Below are 21,632 nucleotides of genomic sequence, written 5' to 3' on the forward strand. Positions count from 1 at the left end.
TTTCACTCCTGCCAGTTACATTTGATTTCTTTTTCTTGTTGTTCGACCATGATGACCGCTTTCTTTGCATAATGCCGCTTGTCATCAATGTCCATATAACTAAAGTCTTCAGAAGTGAGTTCAAAAACAAGCAGTCTTTCCTCTTGAGACTGCAAGTCATCTTTACGAAAAGCTTTCAATAATTTCGTTCTTTGGATGACAGCGCCGTCAATTAATCGGACATAGACAAGAGTACTTGTTTTACCTGAAACACTTCCTGTATTTTTAACTTTAATTGATATTATCACTTTGTCAATATCCGTTTTGACTTCCATCTGACTGTATTCAAATGTTGTATAGCTTAGACCATGTCCAAAAGGATAAAATGGACTGCCGCTTAAATCATAATAATTCTCTTGTTTAGAAGCAGCACGCTGATAGTAATAAACAGGTAGTTGCTGACTATTTCTAGGATAAGACAAACTCAATCGTCCGCTTGGGTTATTTCTTCCAGAAATCATCTGCGCAATGGCTTTTCCACCCTCCTGTCCAGGAAACCATGCTGTTGCAATGGCATTCGTAAATGACTCGATTTTCATCAAATCGTAGGGTCTTCCTTGCACAAGTATCGTGATGATTGGCTTGCCTAGTTGATACAATTGTTCGATCAGTTGTTCTTGGTATCCACCTAAATAAAGAGAAGCAACATCTACATTTTCTCCAGAATCCATGTTGATCCCTTTCGATGAAACTGCCCCGTTACGAAGAAATTCCATATCAAAGTTCCGCGCACTTGATCCACCTAGAACTGCAATGATCACATCTGAGTTTTGAGCAAGGGTCACCGCTTCTAATAATTTTTCTTCCTGATCCTCCTGATTTCTTACTTCACACCCTTGTGCATAAGAAACCTTTGATTGGGGAAACTCTGTTTTTATCTCTTGTACTATCGTTTTTTTCAAACGGTCTTCTGTTTGTGGTGCAGAGTAGTCTCCCAACAAGTGGTAAACATCGTGAGCATTTGGTCCTATAACAGCAATGTTTTTTACTTGTTGATCCAACGGCAATATACCGTCATTTTTTAGTAAAGTGATACTTTCTTTTGCTGTCTCTAAATTTAAGTGCTCTGATTCTTCCATGAGATGATCCCAATACTCCTTTGGATCGTTTGCAAATGGTTGTTCAAACAAACCTAATAAAAATTTGACAGATAAAACTCGGCGAACTGCTTGATCTAGTAGCTTTTCATCTACGACTTGATCATCAATGGCTTCTGCAATCTTGGTATAGGTCTCGTCCCACAAACTGAGATCGATTCCTGCCGCTAATGCATATGCTGCAGCAGTCTTTTTATCTGTAAAAACATCGGATAAACGATCCAAAGCAACACCGTCTGCCATAACGATCCCTTGATAACCGATCTCTTTTCTTAATGTTTGCTCAAAAAGCGCTCGATTGATATGACAAGGTACCCCGTCGATATCATTATAAGCAGCCATGACACCTACTGCATTTCTTGTACTCTTCAATAATGGCCCGTAAATATCGGAGAACTCTCTGCGTCCAATCGTCACTGTGCCTGAATTATGACCGCCTAAAGCTTCTCCTTGTGCGATACAGTGCTTTAACACAACACCGATCTGATCCTTCTTCTTATTGATTTCCTCTACTGTCTGATCAAGAAAAGAAACTTTTTCTGAAATAATCTCTCCTTGGAACCCTCGAACGACCGCTTCAGAAAAACGAGCTGAGAGAATCGGATCTTCCCCAAAGCACTCTTCTGTCCTTCCCCAACGAGGATCTTTTGCCAGATCCAAAGTCGACACCAGCGCTAAATGAACACCTTTAGCAGCCAGTTCTTTTGCCATCAATCGGCTCGTTTGTTCTAATAACGCTACATTGAAGGTATTTCCACGGCCGATATTCGTTGGATAAGAAATCCCATCCAAACCTTGATGACCATGTGGACATTCTTCTACAAGCAAAACTGGAATTTTCCATCGCGAATGCTGTAGTACATATTCTTGGACTAGGTTAGCTACCTTCCAGCTTTCTTTTGCAGGAATCCCATTCTTATAATCTGTTTTAGACCACGGATCAGAGCGAAACAGACCGTATAAGGCACCCAGACCGCCTCCCCATTTAACATGTTCTTTTAACTTTTCTGTTAATTCGATCTTGTCTCCGTTTTTTTCATAACAGTCCCAACCATACAAATGCTGGTTTACCTGTCCTACTTTTTCAGCAATATTCATCCGCGAAAGTAAATCTTCTACTCTTTGGCGGATGGTCAACTTTGGGTTTTGATACGGGTAATCGTACACCTTAATATCCTCCTTCTGCCAATTTTGCCTTATTAGCGGCTAACACAAATGGCAGGAATAAAAATACATCTAGAACGATAAGTATTACTGTTAAGACTGCTGCTCGTATATCGCCTCCTGTAGCAATAAAAGATTGTATAACCGGCGGAGTGATCCAAGGTGCAGCAGCAACTGTTTTACTGATGATTCCAAGACTTGTGGCTGCGTAGGCAATAATCAAGTTAATAGATGGTATAATAGCGCAAGGAACCATATATATTGGATTCATGACTACTGGTAATCCAAACATAATTGGTTCCGTAATATTAAATAAACAAGTAGTCAGACCAAATTTAGCGATCGATCGCTGTTCTTGACGTTTAGAAGCCCACAAGATAGCAATAACTAACGGTAAAATACACCCGCCACCTCCGATCAATCCAAATGCATTGGTAAAGGGCTCCGTAATAATATTAGGAATTTCTTTTCCTACTGAAAAAGCATCCATGTTTTCCTGAATAGACTGTAACAAAGGTGCTTGCCGTATAGGAGCCAAAATACTCGAACCATGCATACCAAACACCCATAAGAAATCAGAGAAAAACTGTAAAAATAAGATGCCTGGGACGGATAAAACAAAAGCTTTCAATGGTGTCTGAATCGCTAATTCAATTAATTGCGGAACATTCAAACCAGTCGTATGGTTTAAAGTAAAAACGACAACTGAAAAAAATAAAATGACAACTATTTCTGGTACTAAAGAATTAAATGACGTAGCTACTGCCGGTGGAACTCCTTCTGGCATCCTGATTTTAAAACTCTTCATTTTCGCTAATTTGATAAATAATTCTGTACTGACAAGGGCAGCAATCATCGCCGTTGCTAAGCCAGACGAAGAAGTCAGACTTTGTAAGAAAACCCCTGTAGCTTCTGCTGTATTTCCGTCCATCAAAGTGACTGTACTTGATAAAGGCATCAAAATAAACATTACGGCTGTACTTAGAATTCCTGCATGAACAGGACTAAATGATGGATCATCAATCACGCCTGTTTGGATATAGTGGGTTGCCAAATTCCAGCCGATATTGTAACACACGATAATAGCTAAAATACTCATCGTACCATTATTCACGATTGAAGCAAGTTCAGCCAATGGACTTAGATCAAGTATTCTTTGGACTGTTGCATTTGAAAAAATCAGAGCATTCAGCAAAACCATGACAGAAGCAGCCATTACTAACGGCATAGTAACGATAAAACTGTCTCGAATGGCCAGCAAGTGTCGCTGGCTACTCATCTTAGATACGATTGGTAGCATTTTTTCAGATAGTCTGTCTACGACTTTCATTATTTCATCTCCTAGATTCTAAAATTGAACCGGTTCATTTTTAATATAGCACTTTTCTAAAAGATTGCAACACATTTTTTAAAACGCTTTCTAAAGGTAGTGGATTTTTTATGACTTTTGAAAATTTATTCTATTTAATGGTATTTTGTGAATTTTTTCTCTTCCATCCGTTTGAAGTTTTACTTTCCAATGGTATAATTTCTTTATCCTATCAAATGGGGGAAGTATTTTGAAGAAATTAATCGTACTATTTATTTTGTCTGCGGGACTTTTGACATTGACTGGCTGTGATTTGTTTGGCGGCTCTGACCAATCCTCGGACGAAACAACCGATTCTTCTGTCTTAAAAGCGGAAAAAGCAGATATCACCAACAGTGTATATACGCTAAAAGTACGTAAAGATATGGATTTATCCGCGGGACAGTTGACATTTACAGATAAAAAAATGGAATGGACACGCACGTATCAGACACAAGGAGCTGATTCTTCTGAATCATCTGAAGAAAAAACAGTGCTGACAGATATCAAGATCACTACCAAAGATGACGAATATATTATTTCAGGAAAAGAAAATAAAAAAGAAGCAACAGTCACATTTACCAAAATCGGTAATTACCGTTTGAAGGATGAGGATGGCAACATCTACAGTCTATAGTGCCATCTGTTGGATCTTCTTTTGTTTCTCCCCTTCTTTTCTGCTATAGTAAAGAAGCAAGATGACTGTAAAGGAGACGAAATGGATGATCGATAGTCCTGATTATTGTACATGTAATAACAACAAAAATATCCATACAGAATTTAATGATCAAGGAAGTTTGAGTATATGCGACAATTGCCACAAACTAGTCAAAGATTCTTTTAAATCGTTTGAATCTTATCCTGTCAAAAATTATGTAAAAAGCAAAAGAAGATAAGCAAAATCAAGCAAAACTCACTATGGCTGATTTTTATGAACTTCAAACTGAGCTTCTTCCTTTGATCAAGTTTCATCAGTAAAACAAACAGTGGATCATTTCAGTTCACAAATCAAAGAGTAACGTTTTATTTATTTCACATCTTTGAATATAAAATAACCAAACGATAGAAAGACTTATTCTACATCACGTAGTAATTTTTCTTTCCCGTCGTTTGGTTTTTTATTTTTAGCCTAATTCTTGACCTTTCGCATGCTGATTATCTGTAAAATATTTTCCAGCAGGCTTTCCTTCCAATTCAGCTAATTTTTCTTGGATCTGACGAATCACCTTTTTTGCATCTTCTGGATTTTCTACAAAATCGAATGTATCCCCATCCACTTGTATTTTAGGACATACATCAAAATCTTCATACCATTGATTATAGCGGGTGTTCAATGTTTCGTAATAGGTGTATAACGTTTCATCGCTTTCTAGCTGTTCATAGTCACGCCCGCGTTTTTTTATACGTTCTAGCATCGTGTCCAAAGAAACTTTGATATGGACCATCAAATCAGGCCGTTTTTTTGGAGCAACATCATCTAACTCGTTTAGCATCGTATCTAATAAGCTATCGTACTGCTGTACTTCGATATCCGTTACCCGACCTAAATCAGCATTTAGATGGAACAACAGACTATCTTCGTAGATGGAGCGGTCTAGCACATTGTCATCGTTCACTAAAGCATTTTTCATTGCTAAAAATCGCTTATTCAAAAAGAAAATTTGCAATAAAAATGCGTACTGCTCAGGATTTGAATAAAAAAGCGGCAATACTTCGTTATCTTCGACATTTTCATAAAATGGTTTAGAATCAATCTCTTTTGCAAGCATATCCGTCAAACTGCTCTTACCTGCACCAATCGTTCCTGAAATCAAAATCACTGACATACAACCCTTCCTCTTCTATAAGTACTCGCCTACGTAAGTTTCAATAGGCAATTTTTCAAAATCATATTCGCGTACAGCTTGGTCTGATTTTAAATACGTGTGAAGACTTTGTGTAATCATCAAATTCGTTGGTACCGTCTCTTCTTGTACGATGATCATCGGTTTTTTCAACATAGTTGCCACACCTAATTCGTAAGCCGTTCCTGGATCGATTGTTTGATGCTCAAAGTCAAGGATAGCCACAACAAATTCTGCATTTGTCAACTCTTCCATATCTTTTTCGTATACTTCTTGCGCCCAACCAGCACTGAATAGTTCATAATTGCTTTCTTGGTGATGACGTGGAGAGTAGAAACTTGTAACTGTTTTGTTTTCCTCCAACGCTTTTTCGATACGACTTACTCGATCGATTTGCTCCTCTGAAAAAAATGGTCCTGCTAAATATATTTGACTCATTATTTTGCCTCCTTCAATAATAACTGATTTTTAATAGATACTGCTCGTAATTCATTGACCAGTTCCAATGGATTGTTGGAAAAGATCACTTGATCCAACCATTTTTTATCCATAAAATCCTCTTTTGCAAAAGTTTCTAATAATTGTTGCAAGCCGCTGTAATAACCGCCAATATTCAATATTCCGATTGGCTTATCAGGTGTCAGGCCGATCGCTATCCAAGAAAGAAGTTGCGAAAATTCCTCCAATGTACCTAGACCTCCAGGGAAAACGAGGACAGCATCTCCTTTTTCAAATAATAATACCTTTCTTTCATCGATCGTCTCTGTAGGAATAAATGTAGTAACATCTTTCCCAGGCAGCTCAGTTTCAAAAAGGCCATTTGGATAGATACCTGTGACTTTTCCGTTATTTTCCAGTACTGTTTTACTAATCACTCCCATAATCCCGGAGTATGAACCACCGTAAACCAGTTCGATTTCTTCTTGTGCCATATATTTTCCTAACGTTTGCGCAATAAATTTGTAACTTTCTTTATTGCCAAAACGGGAACCGCAAAAAACAGTAAGTTTCATAAAAAAACACTCCCTAACTCAAAAGTCTATCTTCATTCTACACGTGTTTTTTTAAAATAAAAGACTAGATTTTGTAGTTTTTTAGTGGTATATAGATCAAACACCACTATATATAGTATTTACAAAAAAAGGATTTTTCAGCTATTTTACAGTAACCAAAAAAATAAATAACTAGTAAATATAAAATTGAAACGACTTACTTATAGAAGAAATTGGGATTTCTTCCTGTATGTCAATAACACGCATTATTTAAATCGTCACACACTTATTTCTCCTATTAATGAAAAATCCATTTTATTATCGTGTTATGTTTCACCAACGCCTGATGTTTCTCTAAATAAAAAAGCCGACGAACCAAATGATCGAAATTTGATCATTTTGGTTCATCAGCTTGTTCCCAAACCTTTGTATTAACGATAAATAGCTGGATTCGTAAAACTATCACTTGGATCATCACTGCTGGAAGAAAATTCGGTGATAACCGCGCCTGTTGCACCTGCCTGGAACCAGTGTTTGATATTTGGTTCGATCGTGTACTGATCTCCAGCGTGAAGTATGATTTCTTTTTTTGCCGTATAGTAACGTTCTTGCCCCTTTGGAATAATACAGGAAAGTTTTTTTGTTTCTTTTCCTTCGACATAAAGATATACTAAGCCTTTTCGACAACGAAAGGTTTCCTTTTTTCCTTCATTCTCATCTCGAGGTGGGTGCCGATGCTCTGGACAAGTTTGATAAGGCAATAATACCAGTTCTTTCCCGCAGTATCGCTCATTATTTTCATAAACAAATAAATTCAATCCTTCAGTCTCGATTGCTCCTAATCCAAAATCTGTATATTCGATTCTTTCTAATTCTGTTTCTTTCAATACTACTCCTGAATCTAGGAACATTTGTTGTACTCTTTTCTTGTAATCCATTCTGTTCCTCCTAACTGATTGTCAAGTCATCCCAAGATATCTCTTCTTCCTCTTTTTCTTCTTGGATGACTTCTGCATTTGGGTCAACTGGTTTTTTCAAAAATAAAATAGTTATTCCCGTAGCAAAAGAACCAGCTAATAAAGCGCCAATGAATGACCATGGTCTGGTCATCGTAGCGACTGCAAACATTCCTGATGCTGGGATACGGCTATCTGCTCCCCATAGCATGCTCAATCCACCGCCGACTGCCCCACCAACTCCTGTTGCTATGACATTACGTGCCAAGTCATTCAATACGATAGGAAAGCACCCCTCAGTGATTTGACAAATCCCCATAGGAAAAGCTGTCTTCAATGTATCGATTTCTTGACGATTGAATATATTTTTACGAATGATTTTCCCTAAGAAATAAGCAATCGTCAAGCCGAATGGGGTGACCATTGAAGCTAAGATCAATACAGTGATTGGTTCATAGATTCCTTCTGAAAACAAAGCAAACACAAACGCAAATACGACTTTATTGATAGCTCCGCCGTAATCGATTGATGACAATACCCCAATTACTGCTCCGTATAAAAATAACGAAGAAGTATCCAAATCACTTAAATAACCTGTAAGCATCTCTGTAAGCCAATTGATGGGTGTTCCTATTACATAGTACATGATCAACCCGCCGATGAAAGAACTGAGGAATGGCAGAACCAGAGTTGGCATTAGACCATCCATCCATTTAGGTACTTTGATTCCTGCCGTTAATCCAATAACGACTAATCCAGATAAATATCCGCCAACCATCCCACCTAAAAAACCCGCTCCGATCCCACTAGCAGTCATCCCGACAATCAAACCAGGTGCAATACCAGGCTTATCTGCCATTGAATAAGCTATCGCACAGGAAACGATCATCGGTAATAAACCTAAACCATATCCACCCATCGTTGTCATCGTATCTGCAAAAGAAAAACCATCTGTGAAGGATTCGATCGTTGTACCATCCAACATATTTCCAATAGCCAGCAAGAATCCAGAAGCAACGACGATAGGTAAAAAGAAAGAGATCGCCGTCATCAAATGTTTTTTGAAGCCGATTGATTTCAATTTCTCCATCTTATACTCCTTTCGTTCGTCCATCCAACATCTCTTCTAATTTTTCAATCAGTTTTCTCGGAGATTTGACAACTAGACTAGTTGGTACTTCGACTATTTTTTTTCCAAGAAACCGCTCTTTCCCATTCACCTTGATATCTGCAGCGATAAGCACAACATCTGCATCCGCGATGCACGTTTGACTCAGTAGATCTTGTGTCCCAGCAAGCCCCTGTGTCTCGATCCAGATCTCATGACCAAGACTCTCCGCTGCTTGAAGCAATTTTTCTTTTGCGATATACGTGTGTGCAATTCCCGCAGTACAAGCTGCGATCCCTACGATCTTCATTTTGCACTCCCCCTCACATATAATATTTTGCTTTATTGTCTGCTTTGAATAAATGAATTTTATCTAAGGCAACTTGTTTAACAGCTTCCATACAAGGCGGAAACAGCACATTCGGTTCACGGATCTCTAAATCTCCCGAGTTCAAGATATCTCGGAGTTTTTCTGCGAATACTATTTTGATATCACTGGAAATATTGACTTTGTTTATTCCTAATTCAACTGCCTGGCATATCTCCTCATCTGGGTTGCTCGATCCTCCATGGAGGACTAAAGGAATAGTGGTCAATGATCGTATCGTTTCCAAAATATCGAGTCGCAGCTTAGGTTTGAGTTCCTTAGGATAGATTCCATGAGCTGTTCCAATAGCGATCGCCAAGCTATCGATCCCTGTCTCCTCAATGAATGCTTGTGCTGTTGACGGATCTGTATAAATAATCTCGCTGACACCCCCTTCTATGGTATTACCTGTGTCGCCAATCGTTCCCAGTTCGGCCTCTACAGAAATACCAACAGCGTGAGCAGCTTCTACTACTTTTTTAGATAACATAACATTCGTTTCGTATGATAGGTGAGATGCATCGATCATGACCGAAGTAAAACCTAGGCGGATGGCATGAATAATTTGGTTAAAGTCAGCACCATGATCTAAATGGATACATATAGGGATATCTGTCTGCTGAGCCGCATATTTTACTTGAGCGACGAAACTATCTGTCAAAAATTTCAGTTCTTCTGGATGGATCGCAATCATGACAGGAGCTTGTGCTTCTTCGCAAGCTTCTATCACTGCATTCAATAATTGTCCAGAACCTGCATTGAAGGCAGGTACGGCAAAGCCTTTCTCATTTGCTACAGCTAGTATTTCTTTTCCTGTTACTAACATACGTTATCGTTCCTCCTAGTCATTTTGTGTCAATAATGTATACAATTCTTCGATTGAAGCAGCTTTTTTCAGTTCTTTGATAAACTTCTCTCTTGCCAAAAGTACAGCAATTTTTTGCAAAAGCTGAAGATGTCCTTTATTTTTATCTCCTTCTTGTACAGCAAATAAAATCACAATCTCTACAGGTCGTTCATCTAATGTTTCCCATGGGATTGGATCAGCTAAAGTAGCAGCCGCGATTACTGTCTGTCTGACGCTTGTTGACTTACCATGAGGGATAGCGATTCCTTGTCCGATTCCTGTTGCTCCTTCTGCTTCTCTTTGATAGACATCCTCTAAGAAACTTTCTGTATCGGATATTACGCCTTTATCCGTCATAAGTTGGGTTAATTCTTTTAAGATTTGACGTTTCGTTCGTGCACTCGAATGAATGATCAGCAACTCTTCATAAATGACTTGAGTCAATTCCAGTGATATTTCCTCCCTTCAAAAAACAGGCTTGACGCATTCCGCTTCAGCGAAATGGGTCAAGCCTGTCGAACAGTGACTCCCCGAATTTTAGATTTTTTGATAGACACTTTCCACCTCTCTTTCATTGATTGAATCCCCGATCTTTCGTTTGAATCCGATTCCTTTTTTGATCAACACCCACTCTCCTTCCTTTGATTTCGCAATGATAGCATTGTGATTCAAAACAGCGACCACTTGCATCGGTTGCTCCTCTCCTTTCAGTGATAGAAAACAGCCAAATAAAATCTGCTTTCATAATATGATACGCAAAGGCTGGTTCCTTTGACGAAAAAAGCATCTTTTTACACTGACCGTATCTGCTGACTGCATCTCTATTAAAAGTATTGAAAATCTTCGAATAGAGCAGATTTATCTTCAGGTGTATGTTCAGATAAAAAAGGTATTGAACACAATGTCCAATACCTTTTGCTCAGCAAATAAAACGCATACAATTTGTTAAATTTTCTCCTCTAAAGGGTAGATTTCTCCTTTTAGATTCGATACAATAAACAAGGTTGATGTATTTACATTGACTATGGCAAACTTGGACGGTCACGTGTGATGACTTTTCAAGGCCTCTGTTTCTAGCTGCCACTAGAAGCAGAGGTGCCTTTTTTTATTTGGCTGTTTCTATCTGCCATTTATGATACTGATAGCGCCAACAGTAGTCAAGAAAAAACGAAAAAACACGAAAATGTGTACTGTTTTTCGGTCAGGTTTTTGTAAAAGCAACATTTCTTATTCTTTTATGACCCATTTGCGAAATACACTTTTTTCGAGTGCCCCTTCTCTTCTTCTTTCTTCTAATAGTTTCAAGATGAGAGGTGAGGCGTTTGATTCATTTAATGGTGGAGTAGCTTATCGTAGCTTCAATGAATTAAAAGCTTCCTTTAATCACTAGACTTCTATGAATGAGTAGATTTCCCTCATCCATAGAAGCCTAATTTTTTGGTTAATGCAGTTATTTATATGTTTAAAATATTTTGAAGTGTTAAAGTTATAGGGAAAGAATACCTAAAGCGGAGCCAATGTGTGCACCTGCAAGTAACTGTTGTTTCGCTTGTCGTTGTAAACTCGTTTTTTCTGGATAGTCTTGTACATGAGCATCTACTCGTCCAAAGATCCATGGAACTCCGCTATCATCTTGTTCGTCCACTGACAAAAGGCGATAATCAGCTGCAAAAAGTCGGATTTTTGAATCTTGTTTCAACCATTTAGTAAGATTTGGCGACAGTAACCAAGTATCTGTGTACATCACTTGGTAATGATAATCAGGAAAATACAATTCAAAAAAACGAATGGCGCTTTCGTAACTATCTCTTATCTTATTGCGGGATAAATCTGCATCGGAAGGAATATGAAGAGAAAGACACTGCTTCCCCTCTAATTTTAGCTCTTTGTGCCCCTTTGGAAAATATGTCCTTTCGTATTCCAATTCACCAATCCGAAAGATCAATCCGCTAGTGTAACGCCAAATCCAAAAACCACGGTCAAAGCGATATTTTCCTGTTACTTGAAAATGTTCATGAATAAATCTAGTAAAAGCATTCATTGTTGCCAAATAGACAGTTCTTGGAATCTTCAATGGTTGATAAATTTTTAACCAACTTTGAGAAGCTGCATATAGATAAATTGTTAATGCTACAAACGGCTCTTCTCCATAAACTTCGTCTATTTTTTTGGCAGCTGCTTTTGCTTTATTAGCATCCAGTAATTCACGACTATATTGTTCAAGCACTTCACTAGAAATACTTTCTAATTCCATCATTATTTGTTCTATCACGGCTTCTGGGAAATCTAAGTCACCCGCTAGATTCTTGATTTTATACACTATTTCCTCCATCAAAATTTTTTCTTCATTCCCCTCTTCTTAAGTGTGTGGTTCAAATAATCAATCATCGTTTTTCGAATCTTTGATCATCTTCTTTATTGTACATCATTTGCAAGATCAGATGCTGTCACTACTTTGATTCGCCCAGCATCACGTTGTTCTTTTACATAATCACAAAGTGCCAAATAAATATATATCAAAAACAACCACTTTATGTAAAAAAAATAATACTTATGCTAAATAATTTGATTTCCATACTAAGTAAAAGAATAACTTTGCTGTATCATATGGTTATAAAAAAATTCTATTCAGATTAGCTTTTAATTTTCATCTAATTCTCTCCAAACCAGAGAGATTTCTTAACCAAATATCCTTTTACTCTTTATTATACAGGAGTACAATAAAGAGAAAGAAAAACGTTATTTTATTTTCTTAGATAATTGGAGGCTAATTTCATGAAAAAAAGGATATTCATTTTACTCCCTCTCGTACTTCTGTTTGTTGGTTGTGAACAAAAAAACACTCGCCAGTCAAAACCTCATTCGACTGTTATTGAAAACACTACTTCTCGTGAAGCAACAACTGACAGTAAAACAAATAACGAATCAAGCGCTACTGTCAAAAGCAGGAGCGAATCAGTTTCTCAAACCACTAGTTCTTCCATCGTTCCATCAACTCCTTCGTCGTCAACTGTACCGTCAACAAATAGTAGTGAGACTTATGCTTCTGTCAGTGAATCGACAAGTCCACAAGTTAGTAATTCAACTGATTTGTTAAGTAATTATTCTGATCTAGAAATAGAATACGCTAGAGTTTGGCTAGCTGTGATGGGCACACAATATAAACAATGGTTAGCTGATCCAAGTACTGGTTTTGAACTGCATGTTTCTAAGTCTCCAGCAGGAACACCAATTGACCCTTATGACCCAGGAAGTGTCGCTTTTCCAGCTGAAACAGTCACACTTAGTGGAAATATAACTTTCCAAGGTTTAGTAGTTTATTCTAGCAATCATAACGGTACAATAACTCAATATCCTGTTCCTTCTCACTGGCAACATGATGAAACTTCTGACCATCCTGAGCTAGTCAAAGAAAAGACTCAAAAAATACTAGATGAAGCTTCTACAGTCAGTATCCCTACCAACACTCCTGAAGATATCAAACAGCTTATTGATGTTATGGTAATCGACAATTGAACGAGGGCAACAAAAAAACATCCATTTAACAAGTTGGCTTTCTTCGACTGAGACAGGAAGTCTACAAAAAGGCGTACCATCCTTATATGGATTCAGAAACCTTCTGTTAAAAGATAGATACATCTAGTACTATCAAACTAACAGATCATTAAACTGTCATATACTAAGAACTATTACAGGAATGCAACAAAGTACTGAATATTAAACAAAAACATACTAAGATTAGAGGGGAACATCATTGACGAATGATGTTCCCCTCCCTCTAATCTTAGTATGTTTCCTAACAATTATAAGTATTTTCATTTTTATTTCTCTTTTGTCTTCAACAATACTTTTCCGATGTTTTTTCCCGATTCAAGATATTCGTGGGCTGTTTTTCCATCCTTTAACGAAAAAATTGTCGGTTCATGGATCACTATCTTGTTATTTGTAAGATAAGAAAAGAGACGTTCGCTCCTTTTTTCTCTTTCCTCAAAAGAAGAAAGATAATCCCAAAGGTCTCCTGTAAGGATACTTTTCGAATGAGCAAGCATATCTACTAGATCAATAGCTGGCGGATTGCCTCCTGCCATTCCGAAAAAGATTACTTTTCCCCTGTTATGCAGTAATTCAATACTGCTTTCCAATGTTTTGCCAACTCCATCAAATACTGTGTCGAAGCGATTGTTGTTAGCTGCTTGCCAATCGGTTTCTCTTGAGGAAAATACTTCTTCTACTCCTAAAGAAAGTGCTATTTCTTGCTTCTCCTTTGTAGAAGCTGAGCCAAATACTCTGACGCCATCTGCAATCAGAATTTGAGAAAGAAGCTGTCCGACACCACCACTGATACCAGTAATAAATACCTTGTCTCCTGGTGCATTGTTTCCAAGATCATGAGCCAAAAAATCGGCCGTTAATCCTTGTAAACCAATTGTGGCTGCTTCTTTCATTCCAATCCTGTCGGGGAGAAAAATCAACTTTTCAACAGGAACTGCTACAAATTCAGCATTTGCAAAAGGAACATCTACAAAAAGGACTTTCTTGTCAATCAACGCTTTCAGTTCTGATGAACCAGCATCTACAATTGTTCCTGCCCCTTCATATCCGTTGATATATGGGGAGTGTTTCTCGATATGATAAGTGCCTCTTCTACGATAGATGTCTGCAAAATTTAATCCAATATACTCGGTTTGTACCAATACCTCTTGTTCACCTAACTTCGGTTTTGGAAGCTCTCCATACCTTAACACTTCACTTGAACCAAAAGTTGAAAAATATAATGCTTTCAAAAAAATACGCCAGCTTTCTTTTTCATTTCACACACTAAAAATACCAATGTACTTGCTTTACTATCAGCAAAAGTTCTTTCAAATCATAACACAGGAAAAAGGTATAGTGAAATATAAAAATCTAGTGATTCTTTAACTGTCCCTTTTCTTTTTGGATGGCAAAAAACTGGGACAGAATGATGTTCCTCCTGACCCAGATTTGATTTTACTCAACTCATCGGTTTCTATTAACCAAAAGCTTCTTTATCTATGCACACTTCGTCTATTTTTCATACATTTCTTTTATCATAATCGATTTTACAAATCATTCGATAGACGCCGACTCGATAACGCCACTTACCAGCATAAATATCTAGCAACTATTTTCCGAATGCTTTGGGATTTTCGCAGTCTTCTAGATTTTTAAATAGCCAGTTCAAGATGTTTTTTGCAACGAATTTATCCATTTTTCGATTTGCTTCTCAAATTTTTTCGTGGTCTCTACATGATACCTCATATTACTTTTCGATACCCGTTTCTTTCATCCATACACCTAAGGATCGTTCAAATATTCTTTGTAAGCAATGTCTTCTACATGAGTATCATACGCATTTTCTAGAGAATCTAATGTTTTTGATTTCAATAAATCAGATAAACTTTTTCCTTCGTTCATTCACTTAAATAGCTTATTATTTTGATGTTTGCTTTTTTTCCAAACAACTCATGCGCTTTTCAAGAATCTCCATTTCTTTTTTCTGAGTAGATATGACTAAACTATTGGAAACAACTGCAATACTTAACAGTAAAATAGCTAGAATCAATCCGTTTTCAATAAAGATTATATGAAAAGCTGTGCGAATCCATTCCATTATATTCCTACTTTCAACGTTTTTTTCGTTAGTTGCGGCCGTACATGTAGTCATCAAAGCCATTAGCTACGAAGAATCCAAAAGCTGCGACAAGTCCCCAATAATAATAACTTGCGCTTTTTTTGTAGTTTGCACGGGTTAGTATCCCTCTGCTCACGCACTGAACTGCCCCATATCTGCCCGCAGCGTAGAATCCTCTTCCTACAGCGATCGCACCAGCTACTATACCAATAGCAGCAGCTAAAGGATTGCGTAGTCTAGATAAATTGTCTGCATAACTATTTAATAGTTTATCTTGTTCATTTATAGAAAGCAATTTCATATTTTCTATTCCAACATCATTAGCGTATCGCTCAAATGCCAATATCTCTTTATTAAGCTGTGTATCAGTTGGTTCGTTCATCTCAATAGTTTGACTATCGCTTGTTTCTGCTGAATTTTGTATCGTGAAAGCAGAGACACTTGGACTGAATGATACACCCAGCATACTTATACTAGTAAGAGTTAAAATTATTTTTTTCATTCTATTCACCTCATTCTTTTGATAATTCTATTTTGCCTATTTTGTTCTTGACTGAATAGATAAAATCTTTTTACAATGAGTTAAACGAATGTAAAAGCGCTTTTACATAATGAGAGGAAGAGTATTTATGAGGGATCTTTTTCCAAAAAAATTAAAACAACTACGAAAAGAACATGGACATACGCAAGAAGAATTAGCAAAAAAGCTCGCGATTACTAGACAGACAGTCTCAAATTGGGAAAATGGCCGCTCGTTTCCAGATCACGAAAATGTTTATCGCTTAGCTAAATTATATGGTCAAACACTCTCTATATTTCTTCCTGATCTCCCTGAAGCTCCCATGGAAGCAGAGGAAATATCTTCGGAAAGAATACAATTGATTCGATTTTTCATCTGTTTACTCGTTGTTCTGTCTTTCCTGATCCCTTTTGTTTCTGTGATTGCTCTATTTCTTTTCAACATGTGGAAAAAATACATTCATTCGCATTTTCTTCGCCTGTGTTATCCTTTCATGTACTTTTTAGCTTTATGTAATTGTCTTGGTGTACTCCTTTTATTTTACTTTCAGCTACTTTAGCAAAAACAAGGCTAGGACAACAAACAATCCTAACCTGTTTTATCCTTGAATCTTTTTACCGGATCAAGTCTGTTTCAGGATCATTCAGCAGACGTTCGACTTGTTCTCTTGTCGTTAACGGAACATCTCCTTGGATCGAATGAGCTAATCGAGCATTTCCTAAGGCAAAATAAACGGTCTTCTGTAAGGACCACTTCTCAGAGAAACCGAGTAAGATCCCTGCAGCAAATGCATCCCCTGCCCCGATTCGATCGAGTACATCCAAGGGATAAACAGTTGTTTTCTCTGCTTCTTGTTGTGTGATCAAATAACCACTTAACTGTTTTCTTCCATCTACACTTTCTCGCCTTGTCCCAGCAAACCATTGGATATCGTAGTGGTTCATAAAGGACTGGATATAAGAAATAGGATCATGTTCGTTTTCTACATCGGCTGTTTCCTCCCACTGCACTAGCTCTGTCAGATCTCTGACTGAGCCAAACAAGATGTCGCAATAAGGTAACATTGTATGATAACGCTTCTTCATTTGTTCTTTTTTTCCATCTTCTTGATTCAAACTAGGACGATAATTGAAATCAAAACAAACTTTTTTCCCTGCTTTATGTGCTTGTTCTGCTAATTGGATAGCCGTTTCAGCTGTCTCATCAGACAAACTTAAACTGATCCCGCAGATATGGATCAAGTCGATCTCATCAATAAACGCTACGCAGTCATAATCCTCCATCACAGATAAACCAAATGAGCTATGTTTTCGATTTTGATAAGTGACTTCTGTCGGGCGGACACCATACCCCATTTCTGCAAAATAAGTGCCGATGTGTTGATATTGATGGATCACATACTTCGTCTGGATACCCAGGCCGTTCAAATTAGTGAGTGCTGCTTTTCCTAGCCGATTGTCTGGCAGAGCCGTCAGTAAATAACTTTCAACGCCAAAATGGGCAAGATTCCCTACCAGATTTACGCCAGTCCCTGTATAAGCCATGCGTAAGGTATGGGTTTGTTCCAGCATCAAATGTTCAGGAGGAGTGAGTCGCAGCATGACTTCCCCAAATGCACCGATTTTCATTCTTCTCACCTTATTCCACGATTTTTTTCATCAATTGCAACAGTTGACGTACCTCTTCTGGGCGTGTATTCCCTGTATCCTTGTCGATAATTGCACTATATACATGAGGGATGACCTTTTTCACTCCTGCGTCTATCGCGATCCGTACGATTTCTTCCACATTATCAAGGTCGATCCCACCAGTTGGCTCTAAATAAAAATCATTGGCAGCACAAGCTTCCGCTAAGGCTTTATATTCTTTGATATGGGAAAGTCCCTTCATAGGAAAATATTTGATCGAGCTGCCGCCCATATCTTTCAATAATCGAATAGCTGTTTCAAGTGTCACGACTCCTGCAGGTCCTTGTGAACTTAAAGGACCAGTTGCGATGTTTACGTACCCTTCTTTACCCGTGGGAGAAACCAAACCGTTGATGACCGTTTCTGTCTGTTTCAATACTGCTCTGGAAGCTCCTACTCCTGTAAATACTTGATTGACATGCTGAGGCTGCAATACTTCGGCTAAACGAGTGACCATCTGGCTCTGGTTTGGGTCTCCCGCGCCTAGACCGATGGACAAGGCGTTATTTGTTGCTTGCTGGTATTTTTTCATTTCTGCAATAGCTGTTTCGTCGTCAGAAAAGTTCTTTGAAAGTACACCTAAAACGATATGGCCTTCTGCTGCCTCATAGCATTCTTTTGCGTTTTCTACAGAATTTGCTAACACATTTAGACAGATCTTATCTTTTAAATAATGGGGACTTAATCTCATTCCTTTTTCTCTCCTAGTTCTTCAAGATTTCTTTTAAACGATCGATGATTTTTGCCATCTCCTGTTGACTGACAGAACGGATATCGAATTCGATGATGCCGTTGTTTGCCTGGTATTCTCTTGTATAGATGGCAGGATTTTTTTCTTTCAATGCTTTAATCACTTGTTTTGCTGATTGATCTCCTGAAACTTTCACACTTGCTCGATAGATTGCTCGACCTGCGCTATCTTGAACGATCTTAGCTTCTAAATGATTGATCTGATTAAGTTGTTCGATGAATGGCTGTAGTCTTTCTTTCATTGCAGGGCCAGACTCACTGCCTTTGTTCAAATAGTCTTCCACTGCTTGGACAAAACCAAAGATATTTTCCTTTCCGATTTTCATGGAACGTCCAATTCCTTTTGATTGCATCCGGACCCATGAAACATACGTTTTTTTCCCAATGACCATTCCGGCACTTGGTCCTTCGATTGCTTTTGCCCCTGAATAAATAACCAAATCAGCGCCCATTTGCACATATTTTTTCAGATCTTCTTCTGCCGCGGCATCAACGATCAACGGAATCTGGTGCTTTTTGGCAATCTGTGCTGCCTCTGACACGTCAAGCATACTTTTTTGTACCGTGTGATGACTTTTTATATAGAGAATCCCTGCTGTTTCTTCTGTGATCATCATTTCGATTTGTTCCGGCGTACACATATTGGCGTAACCTGCTTCGACTACCTGACCGCCTCCTTGCTGCACCATGATTTCCACAGCCGTTCCGTAATCTACATTGTGTCCTTTCGGCAAAATGATTTGTCGTTTTTTGATGGATTCTGCATAAGGATGATAAAGAGGATACAGTTCTCCTTTGCCTATAACAGCAGCTACCGATTGAGCGATTCCTGCAGAGGCGGATGAAACGATCTGGACATCTTCTACTTCTAGCAAATCGGCTAAATATTTTCCTGTTTGAATGCTTAATTCTTCCATCTCAAAAAAATGCTGACCGCCAAAACGTTGCGCATCAAGAACTGTCTCTGAAAGGGTCGAGACGCCTAGAATCGTCATTCTTCCTGAAGCATTGATGACTTTCTTCAACTGAAATTTCTCATGATTCGCATGCATAACTTTTTCCTCCGATGATTGTTTGTACTGGTTTGATTTGCTGATTTGACTGTCTTTTCTCTCCATTGGAATCGATTAGTTCCTTGGGTTGATTGATCAATTCAAAAACAGTAAAATCAGCGTCAAAGCCTTCTCTGACTTGTCCCTTTGTCTTCAAATGGAAATTCTGTGCAGGAACTTCCGTCACCTTTTCGATGATTTCTTCCCACGTATATCCGACAAGCTTCAATTTTTCCATCGTTGTAGCTAAGTCATAGACTGGACCGTTTTTGCGATTACGAATATAGATATCTGTACTGATCGTATCTGCTTTTATCCCTTGGTGATAGGCTGTTTCCGCAACTTGGAAATTAAAACTATCCGTCCCGTGTCCGATATCGAAGATGATTCCTCGATTTTTTGCTTCTACAGCTATTTGTTTGATTGTTTTCGTTTCTTGATCCAAGATGCCGTTTGTTTTCCCATTGAAACAATGAGTCATGATATCTCCTGATTCCAGTAAAGAGAGGATATCCAGCAATTCCGGCGGAGCAGAACCGATATGGACCATCAAAGGAAGCTGACGGTTTTCTTTTTGTATCCTTTTTGCCAGTTCTAGTGGAGTGATGCCGTTTTGACCAACTACGCTCTTGCTCATCCGTGCTTTGATTCCAATAATGAAATCTGGCAGTTCCTTGATTTTTTGCTTTACCATATCAGCTTGAATCTTGTTTAGATCTGCTAGTTCATCTTGTGCAACGATTCCCCATTTTGAGATATTCAAAAGCGCATAGACATTTGTTTTTGCCTGTTTGGCATGTTCATAAAAATCAGCAATGTTTTCTGCCCCAGTTGTCCCTGCATCTATGACTGTTGTCACACCTTTATTCACACCGATCTGATCTGGATAATCATAATACAAAGTCATTTCCTCAAAACAATGAACATGATCGTCGATCCAACCAGCCGACAAATATTGCTGAGGGGTCAAGCTGATTTCCTGACGAGCTTTTTGTGTGATGAGAGGGGCGACTTCACAGATCTTTCCTTTTTCTATCCCGATATCGAAGATCTTCCCGTTAAGCTCTCTTGCATTTTTAATGACTAAATCATACATAATCATTCCTACTTTTCTATAAATTTGAATTTAGACCATGGATGAATGAACGGTAGCAAGATCAATTCTTCTGGAGTAATATGTCCTACTTTATTCTTTCGCGGATCACTGTGTGGCTCCAATACGATCTGCAGTTCGTTTTTATATTTGCCAAAGCGGTCATTCCCAACGACAACATCTCCTACGACAAATTCAAACTCAGTATCATGTACTTTGTTTTCGTCTTTTTGGTATTTTTTTCGAACTTCCGTTGATCGGATCACTTGGTCTGTGATGTCCCCTCGACGAACATGTTGCTCTTCCAATACGATTTGCCGTTCCACCTCATTTACATTTGCAACAAATTCAATTCTAAAAACAGTCTGGTAACGATCCAAATGCCCTAATGACTTCAATTCTTCTTCACTTGCGTATGCGTTTCCAATAATTATATCATCAATTAGGTTTGTGGCAAACAAATGCTTGGCCGCTGTTTCTACAGAAAGATGGCGATGCATTTCTAAAGTAGGCAGTCCATCATTGATATCCCATGGCCCGATTGTACCTGATTGTGAAGTAATGAAGGCTGCCGTTCGAATACCGTTTTTTTTGAATCGTTCACTACTTGATTGGAAAAAATGATACGGCAAAGCCGTTCCTTCTTGCGGGTAAAAATTATGACAGCCATATAGAAAAGATGTATTTGCCTGATGCGTCAAGATATTTTCTAGATAAGCCACATCATTACTCATATTCAACTCGATGGCCAAGTGATAAGGATTAAAAGTCAAAAGTGCTTCTTTTCGCCCATCAAATCCTAAGTCCAAACGAATGCCATCTGCGCCTAATCTATGGAAAAAACCTAAATCATCATAAGAAATATTCAATTGTTCAAAGATAGCCGGCGAAACATCTACTATCGTTTCAAATCCCCTCTCTTTTGCAAAAAAGATTAATTGCTGAAATTTTTTCTGAACAACTTCCGGATCTTCCGTGACCTCAAGCATACTCATAAAAATTCTGCTGAATCCATACTGATGGGCTGTTTCGATATACTCACGATCTTTTTGAGGATCACTGTGGTCTGGGTAAAGGGAAATGCCTAATGAACGTTTCATGGTTTGTTCTCTTC

At 38.2% G+C, this 21,632-nt stretch carries 23 protein-coding genes; 3 read left to right on the plus strand and 20 right to left on the minus strand.

The annotated features are described in order from the left end of the window. Positions 1 to 2: 2 nt before the first annotated feature. Positions 3 to 2,303, minus strand: coding sequence for a glycoside hydrolase family 3 C-terminal domain-containing protein (locus HMPREF2988_RS08450; protein WP_070770417.1), 2,301 nt, complete (start codon positions 2,301 to 2,303; stop codon positions 3 to 5). Between the two features lies 1 nt (position 2,304). Continuing rightward, positions 2,305 to 3,630: a PTS sugar transporter subunit IIC gene (locus HMPREF2988_RS08455; RefSeq protein ID WP_024636198.1), complete on the minus strand. Its 1,326-nt coding sequence runs from the start codon at positions 3,628 to 3,630 to the stop codon at positions 2,305 to 2,307. 229 nt (positions 3,631 to 3,859) lie between these two features. Here HMPREF2988_RS08455 and HMPREF2988_RS08460 point away from each other — a divergent pair, with 229 nt between their 5' ends. After that, positions 3,860 to 4,285: a hypothetical protein gene (locus tag HMPREF2988_RS08460; RefSeq protein ID WP_024634946.1), complete on the plus strand. Its 426-nt coding sequence runs from the start codon at positions 3,860 to 3,862 to the stop codon at positions 4,283 to 4,285. 487 nt (positions 4,286 to 4,772) lie between these two features. Here the strand turns inward: HMPREF2988_RS08460 and HMPREF2988_RS08470 are convergent, their stop codons facing one another. From HMPREF2988_RS08470 to HMPREF2988_RS08510, 10 genes are all read right to left on the minus strand, one after another. Beyond that, entirely contained in the window at positions 4,773 to 5,474 is a 702-nt protein-coding gene (locus HMPREF2988_RS08470; protein WP_002293604.1) for a deoxynucleoside kinase, read from the minus strand. Between the two features lie 15 nt (positions 5,475 to 5,489). Beyond that, positions 5,490 to 5,930 carry a nucleoside 2-deoxyribosyltransferase gene (locus HMPREF2988_RS08475; protein ID WP_070770418.1) on the minus strand — a complete coding sequence of 147 codons (441 nt, stop codon included), beginning with the start codon at positions 5,928 to 5,930 and terminating at the stop codon, positions 5,490 to 5,492. Continuing rightward, the gene (locus HMPREF2988_RS08480) at positions 5,930 to 6,505 is read right to left on the minus strand and encodes an LOG family protein (RefSeq protein ID WP_002293608.1); all 576 of its coding nucleotides are present in this window, start codon (positions 6,503 to 6,505) and stop codon (positions 5,930 to 5,932) included. The genes HMPREF2988_RS08475 and HMPREF2988_RS08480 overlap by 1 nt, the downstream gene beginning before the upstream one ends. Before the next feature lie 410 nt (positions 6,506 to 6,915). Then, positions 6,916 to 7,422: a D-lyxose/D-mannose family sugar isomerase gene (locus tag HMPREF2988_RS08485; protein WP_002308311.1), complete on the minus strand. Its 507-nt coding sequence runs from the start codon at positions 7,420 to 7,422 to the stop codon at positions 6,916 to 6,918. A 10-nt stretch (positions 7,423 to 7,432) separates the two neighbouring features. Beyond that, positions 7,433 to 8,530, minus strand: coding sequence for a PTS fructose transporter subunit IIC (locus HMPREF2988_RS08490; RefSeq protein ID WP_024634943.1), 1,098 nt, complete (start codon positions 8,528 to 8,530; stop codon positions 7,433 to 7,435). 1 nt (position 8,531) lies between these two features. Further along, positions 8,532 to 8,858 (minus strand): PTS fructose transporter subunit IIB, encoded by a 327-nt coding sequence (locus tag HMPREF2988_RS08495; protein ID WP_002312117.1) that lies wholly within the window; start codon positions 8,856 to 8,858, stop codon positions 8,532 to 8,534. 13 nt (positions 8,859 to 8,871) lie between these two features. Next, positions 8,872 to 9,741: a ketose-bisphosphate aldolase gene (locus tag HMPREF2988_RS08500; protein WP_070770419.1), complete on the minus strand. Its 870-nt coding sequence runs from the start codon at positions 9,739 to 9,741 to the stop codon at positions 8,872 to 8,874. A gap of 15 nt (positions 9,742 to 9,756) precedes the next feature. Continuing rightward, the gene (locus tag HMPREF2988_RS08505; RefSeq protein ID WP_070770420.1) at positions 9,757 to 10,206 is read right to left on the minus strand and encodes a PTS sugar transporter subunit IIA; all 450 of its coding nucleotides are present in this window, start codon (positions 10,204 to 10,206) and stop codon (positions 9,757 to 9,759) included. A gap of 93 nt (positions 10,207 to 10,299) precedes the next feature. Continuing rightward, positions 10,300 to 10,452 (minus strand): CAT RNA binding domain-containing protein, encoded by a 153-nt coding sequence (locus tag HMPREF2988_RS13370; RefSeq protein ID WP_080263436.1) that lies wholly within the window; start codon positions 10,450 to 10,452, stop codon positions 10,300 to 10,302. A 796-nt stretch (positions 10,453 to 11,248) separates the two neighbouring features. Then, positions 11,249 to 12,094: an acyltransferase domain-containing protein gene (locus HMPREF2988_RS08510; protein WP_070770421.1), complete on the minus strand. Its 846-nt coding sequence runs from the start codon at positions 12,092 to 12,094 to the stop codon at positions 11,249 to 11,251. 443 nt (positions 12,095 to 12,537) lie between these two features. On the opposite strand from HMPREF2988_RS08510, the gene HMPREF2988_RS08515 reads away from it, so the two are divergent. After that, positions 12,538 to 13,278 carry a hypothetical protein gene (locus HMPREF2988_RS08515; RefSeq protein ID WP_070770422.1) on the plus strand — a complete coding sequence of 247 codons (741 nt, stop codon included), beginning with the start codon at positions 12,538 to 12,540 and terminating at the stop codon, positions 13,276 to 13,278. A 305-nt stretch (positions 13,279 to 13,583) separates the two neighbouring features. On the opposite strand, the gene HMPREF2988_RS08520 is transcribed toward HMPREF2988_RS08515, so the two are convergent. The 3 genes from HMPREF2988_RS08520 to HMPREF2988_RS08530 form a co-directional block, all read right to left on the minus strand. After that, positions 13,584 to 14,546 carry a zinc-binding dehydrogenase gene (locus HMPREF2988_RS08520; protein WP_070770423.1) on the minus strand — a complete coding sequence of 321 codons (963 nt, stop codon included), beginning with the start codon at positions 14,544 to 14,546 and terminating at the stop codon, positions 13,584 to 13,586. A gap of 668 nt (positions 14,547 to 15,214) precedes the next feature. Continuing rightward, a complete protein-coding gene (locus HMPREF2988_RS08525; protein WP_002312114.1) occupies positions 15,215 to 15,394 on the minus strand; it encodes a hypothetical protein in 180 nt (59 codons plus the stop codon). Between the two features lie 28 nt (positions 15,395 to 15,422). Next, positions 15,423 to 15,881, minus strand: a complete 459-nt coding sequence (locus tag HMPREF2988_RS08530; protein ID WP_143355237.1) for a hypothetical protein — start codon at positions 15,879 to 15,881, stop codon at positions 15,423 to 15,425. A 163-nt stretch (positions 15,882 to 16,044) separates the two neighbouring features. On the opposite strand from HMPREF2988_RS08530, the gene HMPREF2988_RS08535 reads away from it, so the two are divergent. Further along, on the plus strand, positions 16,045 to 16,494 hold the full coding sequence (locus HMPREF2988_RS08535) for a helix-turn-helix transcriptional regulator (protein ID WP_070770425.1): 450 nt from the start codon (positions 16,045 to 16,047) through the stop codon (positions 16,492 to 16,494). Positions 16,495 to 16,549: 55 nt separating this feature from the next. Here the strand turns inward: HMPREF2988_RS08535 and HMPREF2988_RS08540 are convergent, their stop codons facing one another. The 5 genes from HMPREF2988_RS08540 to HMPREF2988_RS08560 are packed head-to-tail and all read right to left on the minus strand — an operon-like array spanning position 16,550 to position 21,618. Beyond that, positions 16,550 to 17,563 carry a sugar kinase gene (locus HMPREF2988_RS08540; protein ID WP_002308298.1) on the minus strand — a complete coding sequence of 338 codons (1,014 nt, stop codon included), beginning with the start codon at positions 17,561 to 17,563 and terminating at the stop codon, positions 16,550 to 16,552. A 10-nt stretch (positions 17,564 to 17,573) separates the two neighbouring features. Continuing rightward, positions 17,574 to 18,314, minus strand: a complete 741-nt coding sequence (locus tag HMPREF2988_RS08545) for a 2-dehydro-3-deoxy-phosphogluconate aldolase (RefSeq protein WP_070770426.1) — start codon at positions 18,312 to 18,314, stop codon at positions 17,574 to 17,576. Positions 18,315 to 18,327: 13 nt separating this feature from the next. Further along, entirely contained in the window at positions 18,328 to 19,425 is a 1,098-nt protein-coding gene (locus tag HMPREF2988_RS08550) for a DgaE family pyridoxal phosphate-dependent ammonia lyase (RefSeq protein ID WP_070770427.1), read from the minus strand. Then, on the minus strand, positions 19,409 to 20,521 hold the full coding sequence (locus tag HMPREF2988_RS08555; RefSeq protein ID WP_070770428.1) for an amidohydrolase/deacetylase family metallohydrolase: 1,113 nt from the start codon (positions 20,519 to 20,521) through the stop codon (positions 19,409 to 19,411). Before HMPREF2988_RS08555 ends, HMPREF2988_RS08550 begins: the two co-directional genes overlap by 17 nt. An 8-nt stretch (positions 20,522 to 20,529) precedes the next feature. Next, positions 20,530 to 21,618, minus strand: a complete 1,089-nt coding sequence (locus HMPREF2988_RS08560; protein WP_002312111.1) for a DUF871 domain-containing protein — start codon at positions 21,616 to 21,618, stop codon at positions 20,530 to 20,532. Positions 21,619 to 21,632: the final 14 nt, after the last annotated feature.

Source organism: Enterococcus sp. HMSC061C05 (assembly GCF_001814765.1).
Lineage (GTDB): Bacteria > Bacillota > Bacilli > Lactobacillales > Enterococcaceae > Enterococcus_B > Enterococcus_B lactis.

Coding starts and splice junctions, on each gene's coding strand:
- HMPREF2988_RS08495 (WP_002312117.1), bottom strand. CDS start 8,858: ATGAAGATCGTAGGGATCGCAGCTTGTACTGCGGGAATTGCACACACG.
- HMPREF2988_RS08530 (WP_143355237.1), bottom strand. CDS start 15,881: ATGCTGGGTGTATCATTCAGTCCAAGTGTCTCTGCTTTCACGATACAA.
- HMPREF2988_RS08475 (WP_070770418.1), bottom strand. CDS start 5,930: ATGAGTCAAATATATTTAGCAGGACCATTTTTTTCAGAGGAGCAAATC.
- HMPREF2988_RS08455 (WP_024636198.1), bottom strand. CDS start 3,630: ATGAAAGTCGTAGACAGACTATCTGAAAAAATGCTACCAATCGTATCT.
- HMPREF2988_RS08550 (WP_070770427.1), bottom strand. CDS start 19,425: ATGCATGCGAATCATGAGAAATTTCAGTTGAAGAAAGTCATCAATGCT.
- HMPREF2988_RS08560 (WP_002312111.1), bottom strand. CDS start 21,618: ATGAAACGTTCATTAGGCATTTCCCTTTACCCAGACCACAGTGATCCT.
- HMPREF2988_RS08500 (WP_070770419.1), bottom strand. CDS start 9,741: ATGTTAGTAACAGGAAAAGAAATACTAGCTGTAGCAAATGAGAAAGGC.
- HMPREF2988_RS08555 (WP_070770428.1), bottom strand. CDS start 20,521: ATGTATGATTTAGTCATTAAAAATGCAAGAGAGCTTAACGGGAAGATC.
- HMPREF2988_RS08485 (WP_002308311.1), bottom strand. CDS start 7,422: ATGGATTACAAGAAAAGAGTACAACAAATGTTCCTAGATTCAGGAGTA.
- HMPREF2988_RS13370 (WP_080263436.1), bottom strand. CDS start 10,452: ATGCAAGTGGTCGCTGTTTTGAATCACAATGCTATCATTGCGAAATCA.
- HMPREF2988_RS08515 (WP_070770422.1), top strand. CDS start 12,538: ATGAAAAAAAGGATATTCATTTTACTCCCTCTCGTACTTCTGTTTGTT.
- HMPREF2988_RS08535 (WP_070770425.1), top strand. CDS start 16,045: ATGAGGGATCTTTTTCCAAAAAAATTAAAACAACTACGAAAAGAACAT.
- HMPREF2988_RS08540 (WP_002308298.1), bottom strand. CDS start 17,563: ATGAAAATCGGTGCATTTGGGGAAGTCATGCTGCGACTCACTCCTCCT.
- HMPREF2988_RS08490 (WP_024634943.1), bottom strand. CDS start 8,530: ATGGAGAAATTGAAATCAATCGGCTTCAAAAAACATTTGATGACGGCG.
- HMPREF2988_RS08525 (WP_002312114.1), bottom strand. CDS start 15,394: ATGGAATGGATTCGCACAGCTTTTCATATAATCTTTATTGAAAACGGA.
- HMPREF2988_RS08480 (WP_002293608.1), bottom strand. CDS start 6,505: ATGAAACTTACTGTTTTTTGCGGTTCCCGTTTTGGCAATAAAGAAAGT.
- HMPREF2988_RS08470 (WP_002293604.1), bottom strand. CDS start 5,474: ATGTCAGTGATTTTGATTTCAGGAACGATTGGTGCAGGTAAGAGCAGT.
- HMPREF2988_RS08545 (WP_070770426.1), bottom strand. CDS start 18,314: ATGAGATTAAGTCCCCATTATTTAAAAGATAAGATCTGTCTAAATGTG.
- HMPREF2988_RS08510 (WP_070770421.1), bottom strand. CDS start 12,094: ATGGAGGAAATAGTGTATAAAATCAAGAATCTAGCGGGTGACTTAGAT.